Origin of the sequence: Streptomyces sp. NBC_01571, from assembly GCF_026339875.1 — a bacterium.
GTDB lineage: Bacteria > Actinomycetota > Actinomycetes > Streptomycetales > Streptomycetaceae > Streptomyces.
Window position 1 is genome coordinate 9,627,677 of the sequence record NZ_JAPEPZ010000001.1, and the last position, 12,895, is coordinate 9,640,571.

General features: G+C 70.4%; 7 protein-coding genes and 3 pseudogenes. 5 read left to right on the forward strand and 5 right to left on the reverse strand.

The window, feature by feature from the left end:
- Positions 1-7: 7 nt before the first annotated feature.
- Positions 8-850 (reverse strand): annotated as a pseudogene (locus tag OHB41_RS42995) (IS5 family transposase); the annotation flags it as partial.
- A 621-nt stretch (positions 851-1,471) separates the two neighbouring features.
- Between OHB41_RS42995 and OHB41_RS43000 the strand changes: the two are divergent.
- Positions 1,472-1,726 (forward strand): annotated as a pseudogene (locus tag OHB41_RS43000) (transposase); the annotation flags it as partial.
- Between the two features lie 321 nt (positions 1,727-2,047).
- Here OHB41_RS43000 and OHB41_RS43005 read toward each other — a convergent pair.
- Together OHB41_RS43005 and OHB41_RS43010 are read right to left on the reverse strand one after the other, a co-directional pair.
- On the reverse strand, positions 2,048-2,881 hold the full coding sequence (locus OHB41_RS43005; RefSeq protein WP_266705494.1) for a group II intron maturase-specific domain-containing protein: 834 nt from the start codon (positions 2,879-2,881) through the stop codon (positions 2,048-2,050).
- Positions 2,835-3,194: a reverse transcriptase domain-containing protein gene (locus OHB41_RS43010; RefSeq protein WP_266705496.1), complete on the reverse strand. Its 360-nt coding sequence runs from the start codon at positions 3,192-3,194 to the stop codon at positions 2,835-2,837. The genes OHB41_RS43005 and OHB41_RS43010 overlap by 47 nt, the downstream gene beginning before the upstream one ends.
- Before the next feature lie 4 nt (positions 3,195-3,198).
- Here OHB41_RS43010 and OHB41_RS52790 point away from each other — a divergent pair.
- Both OHB41_RS52790 and OHB41_RS43015 read left to right on the forward strand, forming a co-directional pair.
- Positions 3,199-3,381, forward strand: a pseudogene (locus OHB41_RS52790) (ISAzo13 family transposase); the annotation flags it as partial.
- A gap of 512 nt (positions 3,382-3,893) precedes the next feature.
- On the forward strand, positions 3,894-5,513 hold the full coding sequence (locus tag OHB41_RS43015; protein WP_266705498.1) for an alpha/beta hydrolase: 1,620 nt from the start codon (positions 3,894-3,896) through the stop codon (positions 5,511-5,513).
- A gap of 247 nt (positions 5,514-5,760) precedes the next feature.
- Here OHB41_RS43015 and OHB41_RS43020 read toward each other — a convergent pair whose 3' ends face one another.
- The gene (locus OHB41_RS43020; protein ID WP_266705500.1) at positions 5,761-8,754 is read right to left on the reverse strand and encodes a glycosyl hydrolase; all 2,994 of its coding nucleotides are present in this window, start codon (positions 8,752-8,754) and stop codon (positions 5,761-5,763) included.
- 337 nt (positions 8,755-9,091) lie between these two features.
- On the opposite strand from OHB41_RS43020, the gene OHB41_RS43025 reads away from it, so the two are divergent.
- Together OHB41_RS43025 and OHB41_RS43030 are read left to right on the forward strand one after the other, a co-directional pair.
- Entirely contained in the window at positions 9,092-9,784 is a 693-nt protein-coding gene (locus tag OHB41_RS43025; RefSeq protein ID WP_266705502.1) for a response regulator transcription factor, read from the forward strand.
- Positions 9,781-11,619, forward strand: a complete 1,839-nt coding sequence (locus OHB41_RS43030; RefSeq protein ID WP_266705504.1) for a sensor histidine kinase — start codon at positions 9,781-9,783, stop codon at positions 11,617-11,619. Before OHB41_RS43025 ends, OHB41_RS43030 begins: the two co-directional genes overlap by 4 nt.
- Before the next feature lie 594 nt (positions 11,620-12,213).
- Here the strand turns inward: OHB41_RS43030 and OHB41_RS43035 are convergent.
- Positions 12,214-12,756 carry a phosphate-starvation-inducible PsiE family protein gene (locus tag OHB41_RS43035; protein ID WP_266705506.1) on the reverse strand — a complete coding sequence of 181 codons (543 nt, stop codon included), beginning with the start codon at positions 12,754-12,756 and terminating at the stop codon, positions 12,214-12,216.
- Between the last annotated feature and the right edge of the window lie 139 nt (positions 12,757-12,895).

Below are 12,895 nucleotides of genomic sequence, written 5' to 3' on the forward strand. Positions count from 1 at the left end.
AGATGATGGCGCAGCCGAGGGTGAGGAAAGCTTCGTGGAGGTCGTCGCGGATCTCCCAGCGGATCCGCAGGCGGCGGAACCAGTGCAGGAGCGCGAAGGCGGCTTCGACGACCCAGCGGTGGACGCCCAGGCCGGAGCCGTACTCGGTCCCGCGGCGGGCGATGACCGGGCGGATGCCCAGGCCGCGCACGTCGCGGCGGTAGGTGTCGTAGTCGTAGCCGCGGTCGGCGTACAGCACATCGGGGCGCCGGCGGGGACGCCCGCGCTTGCCCTTGACCGCCGGAACAGCGTGGACCAGGGGCATGAGCTGGGTGACGTCGTGACGGTTCCCGCCGGTCAGCGTGGCGGCGAGCGGGATACCGTGCGCTTCCAGATCACGTGGTGCTTGCTGCCCGTCCTGCCCCGGTCCACTGGAGACGGCGGTCTTCGCACCGCCCTTCATCGCCCGCAGGTGGGAGCCGTCGACTGCGGCCCGGGTGAAGTCCAGCAGGTCAGCCGCCCGTAACTCGGCGAGCAGCAGCTCGTGCAGGGCCTGCCACACCCCAGTCTGATGCCAGTCCCGCAACCTGCGCCAGCAGGTGCTCCCCGAACCGTAGCCCAGCTCCTGTGGCAGGAACTCCCAGGGGATCCCCGTGTACAGCACGAACAGGATCCCGTTGAGGACCCGCCGGTCCTCCAGCCGTTTGCGCCCCGGGTGCCGCTGTCTGCGTTCGACCACCGGCAGCAGCGGAGTGATCCGTTCCCACAGCCCGTCATCGACCTCCCACGGCCTCCGCTGCCCCACACCCCACCCCGATCCATCGAATGCAGGCACAACATCAGCTGACTGCCCGTCATTCCAAGGTGGCATCCACTCTTTTTGCTAGGAGTCCTTAGTACTCCAGTTGTAGATCGCGATCTTGCTGGTCGGGTACCAGGTCTCGGGGCGAACTGATTCCCGTCTCGATTGGTCCGGTCCGATGCGCTTGCCGTCTCAGCTGGACTGGTCACTCGAGGGGCCGATGGTGCTGTCCGTGCCGTAGAAGCGGCCCTGGCGCACAGGGCGTCGATCTCGGCGTTGTCTTCCTCGCTCAGTTGTGCATCCAGCGCGACGCTGATGACGCGTCGGACGCCGGCCAATCGCCGAGCGACATCCCAGTCGGCGATGAATTTACCGACGGTGTAATCGTCGGCGGTCCCGGATCCCTGGCAGGATCCGAGTCGGTCGAGGGAAACGACGAACTCGTTCAGGTCCTGCAGTACTGCGACGACCTCGGTGAGGGGCATGCGGATCTCTCGGGAGGACATGTCCATCAGCCGATTCAACTCCAGAGCTGGTGCTCGGGACCAGATCCTGATTTTGCTGGTCGGGGTTGGTCCGGGAACGGGTGCGGCCACCGGTGATCATCGGTGTGTGAAGACAGAAGATCAGGCGGTGGCCGCAGGTCACAGCATAGATCCTGCCCGCTGGCAGAAAGCGTTCGAGGTCCTGATGGGCCGTATCGCGGGACGGTTCGTCCGGGTGGAACCCCGGCGCCGGGCAAGGGCGTTCGTGCTCGGGCTGCTGTCGGACCTGCCGCGCAAGAACTGCTGGACACTCGCCGAGCAGGCCGGCGACGCGACCCCGTACGGACTGCAACACCTGCTGTCGAGGGCCAAGTGGGATGCCGACGCGGTACGCGATGACATCCGCGGCTACGTCGTCGAGCACCTGCACCACGAGGACGCTGTGCTGGTCGTGGATGACGGCCCGGCGACCTGGCCGGCGGGAACGGGGTGCACCGCACCACCGTCACCCGCTGGGTGCGGGAAGTCGTCGGTCTTCTGGCTGCCCGCGCCCCGTGTCTGGACCGCGCGTTGAGGAAGATCACCCGAAAGGGTGGCGGGGTGGTGCTGCTGGACGGCTCTCTGATACGCACCCGGCGGCGCACCGGGACCGAGAACCGGATGAATTGTTGAGTCGGCACGGAGCGCGGTGCCGGTGTTGCCACCGGTCCGTTTCTCCGTGCCGCTCGCCGAACCCGGCGTGCGGCTCTCACCGCATCGGGCTCTCCACGGTCTCTGCCGTTCAAGCGTGGTTGAGTGCCCAGGGGTTGGGGATCGTGTTGCCCCGGTATCGGTAGCGGGTGACCGCGATCGAGACCGTGGGGAACAGTTCGATCCCGTCCGCCGAGAGCTTGTGCCACCGGCCGTCGCGGTCGGTGAAGCGTCGGTGGACGTCCTTCCACCTCCAGCGATGCAGCACCATCCACCAGCTGGTCACCCGTCGCCATACGAACTGGTCCAGGGCTTTCAGCGTGGTCTTGCATACCGCGTGCTTGAAGTAGTTGACCCAGCCGCGGAGAATCGAGTTGATCCTCTTCAGCACGGTCCCGGGGTCCTGCTGCGACGTTCTGTTCGTCAGGCCACGGATCTTGTCCTTCAGCTGCCGGATGGGTCTTTTGGCGATGAAGGTGTAGACGTACCACTTGTTCGAGCCTCGCCTTCGGCGCCACTGGATGTGGAACCCAAGAAAGTCGAACCCGTCCGACATGTGCACGATCTGCGTCTTGGCCGGTGACAGCCTCAGCCCGAGAGGGTGCAGTACGTCGGCGATGTCCTCGCGCAGACGGGCGAGGTCATCACGGCTGCCGTCGACCAGGACGACGAAGTCATCCGCGTAGCGGACGATGCGCCAGTTCGCGCGGCCGTGGAGACGATGGCGTGCCCGCCTGCCTCTGGTGGACATCCTCCCGCCCGGCTCCCACGGCTCCATCACGTGCTCGTCGAGCATGGGCAGGGCGATGTTCGCCAGCAGCGGGGAGAGGATGCCGCCCTGCGGAGTGCGGGTGAAGGTCTCCTCGCGGCCGCCGCCCTCAGTGAGGAGGCCGGCCTTGAGAAACGCCTTGACCAGCCGCAGCACGCGCTTGTCCTTGACTCTCGCGCGCACTCGGTCCATGAGGGCCGTGTGGTCGATGGACATCGAAGCACGCCTCGATGTCCGCATCCAGCACCCAGCGATAGCCACTGGTGCCGTAGCGGTGGATCTCGGCGATCGCGTCGTGTGCGCGCCGCATGGGCCGGAAACCGTAGGAGACCGGCAGGAAGTCGGCCTCGAAGATTGGCTCCAGCACCAGCTTGAGGGCTGCCTGGACCACCCGGTCGGAGACGGTCAGGATGCCGAGCTTGCGCACCTTCCCGCTTCCGCCGAGCTTGGGGATCTTGCGTTCGCGCACCGGAAAGCACTCTCTTCAGGAGCTCCTCGGGCGACTCTTCAGCACCACCGCCATGACCATCAGCCGTGCCGTCAGAGACGTCCGCCCATTCCTCGATGCGCAAGGCCTCCACATCCCCGCCTCGACAGCCCGTTCCCGCATCCCAGACGACATCATCAGATTTCTCAAGATCAAATCAACGTGTTGATTCCCGGCAAGCCTTAAGCGGTGCTGGCGGTGCCGGTCACCTCAGACTCACGGAGAGGCGATGTTCGCCGCCCCGAGGCTGCCGCCGTGGCTGGAGCGACGAGGGCAGGGCCAGGAGGCCCTGGCGTCCCTGGAACTGGAGCATGGGATGGAGCGCACCCCACGGCTGTGGAGAAAGCGGCGCCCGACGCCGCCGGCCCCGGCTGGCTGCCTTCCGTCGCTGGTGGGCGACTGAGCGCCGCCGCGAGTGCGACGAGCAGCAGACGTACCTGGGCTCGCCTCCTGTTCCGGCTGGATGCGTTCGCCTCGCGCTGCCGGTGGGCGACGGCATCACGCTGTCGTGGCCGGGCGCCACGGCGGGGATGCGCCACGGGCGGGCGACCGGGACTCGGTGAACCCGTCCCGGTCCCCGTCCGAGCGTCACCCCTTCGGCCCAGCTGTGGATGCTCCGCCGGTGTCGGTGGAGTCGACTGGGTGGGCCGTCGAGGCGACTTCCGTCGAAAGGGACACAGCGTGCCGATATCCGGTTCCATAGTGGGCCGTCGGCGTGGGGCCGTGGTCTTCGCGTCGGCGGTGTTCTGTTCCACGGCCCTCTCGGTGGCGTACCCCGCTCCGGCCGACGTGCCGTTCCCCTCGGCACCCGCCCCGCGGCTGGACTGGCAGCCCTGCGCCGAGGGACCGGAGTTCGACTGCGCGATCGCCAAGGTACCGCTGGACTACCTCGACCCCGGCCGTCGCACCATCGAGCTGGCCGTCATCAGACGAAAGGCGACCGGCCCCGGACGTCGCGCAGGCACCTTGTTCTTCAATCCCGGTGGCCCGGGCGGCCCCGGAACGGTGCAGATGCCGCAGAACTACGAGTCCTTCCCCCGCGAGGTACGGGAGCGGTTCGACATCGTCAGCTGGGATCCTCGCGGAGTCGGCAACAGCACCGCGGTGACTTGCTTCGCGAGCACCGGGGAAGCCGCGGCCTGGAGCGCCGGCAAGCCGGCCGGTCTCCCGGTGGGCGAACAGCAGCGGGCGGCCTGGATCGCCGCGTACGCGGATCTGGGCCGGCGCTGTGAGCAGCGTGACCCCGAGCTCCTGCGCCATGTGTCGACCGCCGACACCGCCCGCGACCTCGACCAGCTCCGCCAGGCGGTGGGCGACCCGCAACTGACCTACCTCGGCGTCTCCTACGGCACGTTCCTCGGCGCCACCTACGCCAACCTCTTCCCCGGCAAGGTCCGCGCGATGGTCCTCGACAGCAACATCGACCCGCAGGCCTGGACGAACCACGCCTCGGACGCGGAACCACGGCTGACGCCGTTCCTGCGCATGGGTTCGGACGTCAGCGCCGCGGCGACCCTGGACCAGTTCCTGACCCTGTGCGGGTCCGCCTCCACGACCGGCTGCGCCTTCTCCGCCGGCGGTGCGAAAGCCACCCGGGACAAGTTCGACGAGCTGATGCGGCGCCTGCGGCAGCATCCGGTGGGCGAGTGGACCTACGGCCGGACGGTCGCCGACGTGGTGAGCGCCCTCTACGTCGTCCACCCCGGCTGGACGGACCTCGCGGGAAGGTTGCAGGACCTGTGGCGGGGGCGCGTTCCGCAGTCGGCCGCACCGTCGCCCGCGCCGCCGGTCCCGGTCCCGTACACGGGAGACGACCAGGCCGGCTCCATCCTCTGCTCCGACAGTCCCTCTCCCCGTGACCCCGTTGTGTACCACGCGCTGGAGGAGGCTGCCGCGCTACGCGCGGGTGACGCCGGACGTTTCTGGGCCTGGGCCGCGGAGCCGTGTGCCACCTGGCCCGTCATCGCCGCGAACCGCTACCGCGGGCCGTGGAACGAGCCGACGGCACACCCCCTCCTGGTCGTCGGCACCACCTACGACCCAGCGACTCCGTACGCGGGCGCGCAGGCCATGGTCAAGGAACTGGCCTCCGCCCGTCTGCTCACCAACCACGGCTACGGACACACGGCGCTGCTCAATCCCAGCGCCTGCGTCAGGGAGTACGAGAGCCGCTACTTCGTGGACGGCACCCTCCCGCCCGCCGGAGCGACGTGCCAACCGGATGTACGTCCCTTCCCCGCCCCCAAACCGCGGGGCGGCATCGCCACCGGAGGCGGCGGGACGGCCGGCACCACCTCCTGAACCCCGGCACCGGGGGACCGGCCGAACCGCCTCGCGGGCTTCACCGGTGCAATGCCGCCGAGGCAGAGCTAGAGCTAGAGGCAGAGGCAGAGGCAGAGGCAGAGGCAGAGGCAGAGGCAGAGGCCGGGGCCGGGGCCGGAACGGGATCGGGACCCGGACCCGGCCCGGCACCGCGACGAGGCGGGTGCGCACGCCCGCTGCGCGCACCCCACCCACTGCGTCAGGTTCGGCCCCGGGCGACGAGCGGTCAGGCGATCCGGGCCTCGCCGTAGGGAACCAGCCGTACGGGTCCGGTCAGCCCGTACGCCTGGCGGGCCGTACCGCCGTAGACCGCCGGGTCGCTGACCCGAAGCCGGTTGGCCAGGGGAGTGGCGACCTCGACCTCGATGACGTTGGCGCCCCGCACGAGGAGGCCGCCCAGGTCCACCACCGGATGGATCTGGTCGACCGGGTCGAGGCGGTGGCCGTTCACGGTGACCCGGCAGGTGTCGGTCACGCCGCCCAGTTCCAGGCGGGCCCCGCGGCCGCCGCTCCAGCCGTCGTCGAGGGTGACGGTGGTCCGGTAGCGGCCGATGCCCGCCACGTCGGCGAGTTGGGTGATCTGCGACCAGGGCAGCAACGCGTCGAGGGTGAGGTCGTGGCGGACGACGGTGGTCTGATAGGCCGTGTCGCCCGGTCGCCAGTCCTCGACCCGCAGCTGCCAGGAGGTGAGCTCCCTCGGCTCCGGGACGGCCTTCAGCGTCGTCCGCACGGTGCGGCCGGAGGACAGGACGGTGCTGTACGTGCCGGCCGTGGCGGCCCGGACGGTCAGTCCGGCGGCGCTGAAGCGCACCTCGTCCGCGTCGCTGCTCACCGCGTGGGTACGGCCGTCCGTGTGGTCGCCGAAGAGGCCGGGGCGGCCCAGGGCCACGATCAGGGTCTCGGCGGGCTGGAGGGTGACCCGCACGGTGACGGTGTCTCCGCCCTCGGTGTAGCGGGCGAGCCGCTCGGCCCGTCCCGACCACGGGTCGAGGAGGTAGGGAACGGCGTCGGCGGTCGTGCGGCGCAGTGTGACCTCGTGGTCGATGGCGGCCACCGGAGGTTTGACGGTCTCGGCGTGCTTGCCGTTGCACAGGTAGTAGTAGTCGACGCCGTCGGCTACCCGGCGGGCGTTCAGCAGGGTGGAGGACGTCGCGTACCGGACGTCCGGCTCCACTCCGAGGTCGGCGAGCGCGGTGGGGACGGCCGTCTTGTCGGCGACCTGACGGACCCGCGGCTGGGCCAGCAACTCGGCCACCAGGGAGCTCAGTTCCTCGCTCTCGCCGGGGCCTGGGACACCGGGCGGGACGACGGTGTCCCAGGCGCCCAGCAGGACGACGGGCAGTCCGGCACGGGTGAGGCGCAGCAGAGCACGGGCATCCGACAGCGCGAGGGTCACCGTGGAGCCGTAGAAGAAGTCACCTTCGACGAACAGGGCCTTGTACGCCGGGCCGTCGGGTGCCAGCCGTCCCCGGCGCACGGTGGCGCTCGGCAGATCGAGCAGGGGGCCGCTGAGGAACTGGTGGGTCCAGCCGAGCGGGATGCCGGTGGCGGTGAACCAGGAGGCGCCGATGCCGGTGGCGGTGTAGCCGGTCTGCCGGAAGACCGCGACGTCGGCGCGCGGGCGGCCGGTCTGCAGCACCTGGTGGACTCGGCTCAGATACCCGGACACGTCCTGGACGTGCCGCCAGGTCGGGTGCCGCGGTCCCCAGGACTCGCCGTAGCCGACCGTTCCCTTGTACGGGGTGAAGGCCGCGTATCCCGGCCAGTTCACACCAGGCAGCTCGGCGTACGAGAAGCCGTGCACGACCGTCTGGTTGACACCGGCCGCGTAGGCGCCGCCCATGGTGCGCAGGAACTTCTGCCAGGTGGTGTTGTACGCGCCGCCCGCGTACGCGCCCGCCTCGCAGGACAGCACCGTACGGCCGGCCATGTCGCGTCCGCCGGCCAGGCAGCGGTAGTCGTCGAGGTTCTTGAAGCCGAGGGACTCGCCCTCGGGGATGTCGAGGATCGCGGCCGAGGCGATCGCGTCGGTCTGCAGGCCGTAGGGCTGGGAGCGCAGTCGCAGGCCGAGTGAGTGGGCCCAGGTGCGCAGTGCCGTGACGTGGTGCCGGTTGTAGAGGCCGGAGACGGTCTCCCAGAAGTCGTGCCGGATCTGCCGGGTGACGGCGGCCTCGAACGCGTAGACCTGGTTGCCGTGGTTGAGGACCACGGCGGGCAGCAGCGGCAGCAGGGTGCGGCCGGTGTGGGCGAGGAAGGCGTCGGGGAGTGCGGGTGTCCACTGCAGTCCGTCGGTCTCCAGCTCGAGGGAGTCCTCGAACAGTGCTCCGCCGGACACCTTCAGCAGCCGGCGCACGGCGGGGGTGAGAAGGCGATCGTCCCAGAAGTCGGTCACCGCGCGTGTGCCTGCCGCGCTGAAGTGGTCGACCACGTACGCGGCGGGAGCGGTGTGCGGACCGCCCTCCGGGGTCTGCCCGGAGCCGCGCACCCAGTACGAGAGGATCACCCAGGTGCCGTCGTCCGGCGCGGTCCAGGTGAGGGTGCCGGCGGTGACGGCGTCGCTGAGGTCGGTCACCGAGTCCAGGTCGAGTCCGGTCTCCTTGCGGGTGGAGTTCGCGGTGTTCACCCGGGCCGCCTGCACCAGCAGCAGGTCCTGGCGGGTCACCCCGGACGCGGCGGCGTACACAGGCGCCGGGACGGCCCCCGAGTACGCGGTTCCGGCGGGCAACGTGACGGATCCGTAGGCGAGTTCCTTGACGGCCGCGTCGCTGTCCGGCGTGATGCCGGGGACCGCCGCGGGCCAGCTCGGACCGATGGTGAGGTCCACCGTGATCCCGCGCCGGGCGGCCTGGGCGAGCGCCGCCTCCACTCCGGCGACCCAGGAGGCGCTGCCCCAGCCGTGGTGCGCGGTGTCCAAGTCCGCGGTGTCCGTGACGCTGTGGTGGACGGCCGCTATCTCGGCCCCGCCGAAACCGGCGTCGGCGATCTGGTCGATCTCCCGTCTGATCTCGTCCGGCCGCACGAGCCCGTCCGGCCACCACCAGCGGAACTTCGGCCGTACCTCACGAGCGGGCTCGGCGAAGGGCAGGGACGAAGCGGACGCGGCGGCGGCCGGTACGGGAAGACGCCAGTCCAGCGCACCGGCCGCGGCGGTGGCGACCGCGGCTCCGAGGAGGGCGCGGCGGGGGAGTCCCGCGCGAGGCGTCGGGGCGTGGTTGCTCATGGATCTCGTCCACTCTCTCGGAGGGCAGCACAAAGAAGACCCCTGCGGGCCCACGGCTTTGAATCGTTTTAATCCTTGGGGAAGCTAAGACGCCCGATCCGGGAGCGTCAAGATCCGTGCGTGCGGCAACTTCCGTCCGGCCAGGGCGCGAAGACACCGGCCAGGGCTCGCCGAACGGGCCGGACGGACCTGCGCCCGGGACTCCACCAGGTGGGTGCGGCGAGGACCGGCGAAGCCGCCCGGCCTGCCCCGCACGCGGATATCAGGAAGTTGTCAGCGTGTGGGAAGCGTCTCCCACCTGCACCGTTCCCGCCCGCCGACGCCTACCATCGGCCGGGTGTGCGCACATGTGCTGGTCGCGGAGGACGACGAGAAGCAGGCGGAACTGATACGCCGCTCGCTGCTGCAGGAGGGACACACCGCGACCGTGGTCCATGACGGCGGGGCGGCCCTCGAAGAAGTCCGTCGCCTCAAACCGGACCTCGTCGTCCTGGACCTGATGCTCCCCGTGATCGACGGCTTCGGGGTGTGCCGGGTGCTGCGCAGGGACGGCGACATCCCGGTCCTCATGCTCACCGCCCGCTCCACCGAGGACGACGTCCTGCTCGGCCTGGAACTCGGCGCGGACGACTACATGACCAAGCCCTACAGCCCGCGCGAACTGATGGCCCGGATCCGCACGGTCCTGCGGCGCAGCGGGCGCTCGGCCACCGAACAGGACCGGGTCGTACGCGCCGCCGGTATCGCCGTGGACCCCGTACGGCACGAGGTGCACTGCGACGGCTCACGCGTGGAGTGCACGCCGGGCGAGTACGAGATCCTGCGCGCCATGACCGCCGAACCCGAACGGGTCTTCTCCCGGCGGCAGTTGCTGAACTGCACCCGCGGCAGCGACCGGGCCTCCACCGAGCGGGCCATCGACGTGCACATCATGAACCTGCGCAGGAAGATCGAACCGGATCCGCGCCGGCCCGTGCGGCTGCTGACGGTGTTCGGCGTCGGGTACAAGCTCAGCGGTGACCGCGGATGAGGTCCGGCATACCGCTGCGCAAGAGCCTGCTCGTACGCCTGATGATCACCTCGGTGCTGATCGCCCTGTGCTCGGTGGCGGCGACCGCGTGGCTCGCGGTGCAGACCACGACGCGCGCCATCCAGGAGGAGCAGGGGCAGGCACTCGCCGACGACACGGAGATCCTCCGGCAGCTCAGCGGATACGCCGCGACGCACGCCGACTGGTCAGATGTCGGGGGCACCCTGCGCGAACTGTCGGGCAGAACCGGACGGCGCGTCGCGCTGACGGCGCCGGACCGCACACCGATCGCCGACTCCGCGACTCCCGGCACCGCACTGCCGCCCGGAGCCGCGGCCACGGTCGACCCCCTGCACACCGACACCTACTCCGAACCCGGGGCGCAGCTCAGCGGGATCGACCCCCGCGCGGTGGGCCCGTACCGGCTGACCTCCCCGGAACGCACGCGACTGCGGGCCCTGGCGACGACGCGGCAGAAGTGCTTCCTGCGCAACGGCATCGAGACCACCGTCAAGGAGACGCCGAGCGGCCGCCCCGTCCTGATCGACGCGAACGGAGTGGACGGCAACGCCAACGTGCCGAACGAATGCGCCGACGGACGGCTCAACACGCCCACGGCGACCGAGCAGCGGGCGCTGGACCAGCTGACCAGGATCGCCCGGCCGTGCCTGGACCGGGAACACGTGGGCTCGGCCGCGTTCATCGCGTTCGGATCCACCGACCGGATCATGGAACCGGGCTTCGCCTTCACCAAGACGGCATCCGGCGGGCACGACGCGGAGCGCGAGCGCAAGGGGAAGGACTGCGTCACCGAAGCGCGCCGCGAACAACTCGACCCCACGGTCGCCCCGATCGCCGAACTGTTCCTCGGCACGGGCGACACGGCCGTACCGCACTTCGACATGTCACCCGCCAACAAGGCCAAGGTCGTCGCCGTCACCGGTCTCGTCCTCGCCCTCACCGTGGCCGTGACCGCGCTGGTCGCCACCCGACTCGTACGTCCGCTGCGCGCACTGACCCAGGCCGCCCAGCAACCGCCCGAGGCACACGCACGTGTTCCCGTCACCACCCGGGACGAGACCGGCATCCTGGCCATGGCGTTCAACGAGCTGACCGAGCGCCGCGAACGGCTCGAGGCCCAGCGCAAGGCGATGGTCAGCGACATCGCCCACGAACTGCGCACCCCGCTCACCAACATCCGGGGCTGGCTCGAAGTGACCCGGGACGGCATCGTCGCACCCGACCCGGAGCTGCTCGCCTCCCTGCACGAGGAGGCGATGCTCCTCCAGCGGGTCATCGACGACCTCCAGGACCTCGCGGCGGCCGACGCGGGCGCCCTCACGCTGCACCCCGAGGCGGTCCGCGCCGACGAACTGGTCGAACAGGTCGCCGCGGCACACCGGGTCGGGGCCGAGGCGGCGGGCATCGCTCTACGGACGACGGTGCACGGGACACCGTGGTTCGACGCCGACCCGGTGCGGATGCGGCAGGCGCTCGGGAACCTGGTGTCCAACGCGGTACGCCACACCCCGCCGGTCGGCACGGTCACCCTCTCGGCCCGCCGCGCGGACGGCGAGGTGGTCCTCGACGTGACCGACACCGGCAGCGGCATCGCGCCCGAGGATCTCCCCAGCGTCTTCGACCGGTTCTGGAGAGCCGAGAAGTCGCGCAGCCGGCGCACCGGCGGCAGCGGGCTCGGCCTCTCCATCGTCCGCCAGCTCGTCGCCGCGCACGGGGGTACCGTCACCGTGACGAGTGAGGTCGGGACAGGCTCGGTGTTCACCCTCCGCCTTCCCGCCAGCGTCCCTCCGACCGAGCCGGAGAACGACCGCTGACCTGCGCAGGGTGGTGGTGCCGGTACCAGGATCCGCGTTCCTCCTCACAGCAGGGATCTGGTTGCCCCGCCTCCCTGGGAGCACTGTGGTCGCATGAACACCATCAGGATGTCGGGGGCCGGAATCCGGGTCACGCCCCTGCGGTCGCTCGTGGGACGCACCTACGTCCCCCGCGGGGGACACGGCGGACGCGGCGCGAGGATCGGAAGCGCGAGCGTCGGAAGCACCGGCACCGGAAGTGCGAGCGTCGGAAGCATGGGGATCGGAAGACGGGGAGAAGGGGCGGGGGGCCAGGCTCCAACGTTCGAGGCGAGCGGGGCCGACGGCGAGGGTGCCGGGGGTGCTGTCCGTGACATGGAGCCTTCAGACGCTGTCGGCAGGGGGTGCCGAGGCGTCTACGGTGCGGGTCGCGTGCGGCTCCGCCCCGGTGCCCCCGACGAAGTCCTTCACCGTGCCGCGACAGGCGACGTTCTGGTCGGCTCGGCGGTCAGGGACTGTCCGGGCGGACCAGAACGGTCCTTCCTGGAACGGGACGTCTGTTCTGCTCGCGAGGAGCAGCGGGTGCGGGCGGCCGTGGCGGCGGAAGGTGACGGATCAGGAACCGCGCCCGCGCACCGGGGTGGGTGACGGCTCCGGCGACAGGGAGCGCCGCGCCTCCTGGAGCGGGAAGTAGTCTCCCGGCCGCGTCGAGCGCCGCCACACGTACGCCGCTGTCGCCATCACGAGGATCAACCCCGCCAGGATGAGCAGTTCGATCCCCTCGACGTTCCACCGGAAGGACTTCTGCGCCTCGGCCGTCACGATGAGCACCTTGCGGATGCCGGCGATCAGGCCGACGACGAGGAACGGCTCGGCGTCGAGGGTCTGGTTCCTGATGGTGAGGCGGACGGTGTGGAGCAGCTCGGCCACGATGAACAGCACAAGGCCGTTGTCCAGTGCGGAGAGAACCACCGTCTCCTCGCGGTACGGACCCTGCACCGACTTGATGACGTCGTGGACGACCCCGACGGTCAGGAGCCCCGCGAGCAGTACGAGGAGCGCCGCGACGACGAGGTGGATGCCGTCCTCGACGAGCTGCAGGAGGCCCTGTACCCGGCCGCCCTCGATCTTCGGGAGAATGGGTCGCACAGTCAGCATGCTAGGGGTGCCCCGGCCCGCAGGCGCGTCGAGCTGGCGAACGGGTGGACGGGCGGGTGGATGAGCGGATCCCTCCCCGTGGTGCCAGTTTGGGGGAAGCGGTGAGACGCGTCATCACCGAGACCTACCCGGCGGCAGG

Excerpts from the sequence above, each read along its gene's own strand:
- OHB41_RS43030 (WP_266705504.1), top strand. The coding sequence starts at position 9,781 with ATGAGGTCCGGCATACCGCTGCGCAAGAGCCTGCTCGTACGCCTGATG.
- OHB41_RS43035 (WP_266705506.1), bottom strand. The coding sequence starts at position 12,756 with ATGCTGACTGTGCGACCCATTCTCCCGAAGATCGAGGGCGGCCGGGTA.
- OHB41_RS43020 (WP_266705500.1), bottom strand. The coding sequence starts at position 8,754 with ATGAGCAACCACGCCCCGACGCCTCGCGCGGGACTCCCCCGCCGCGCC.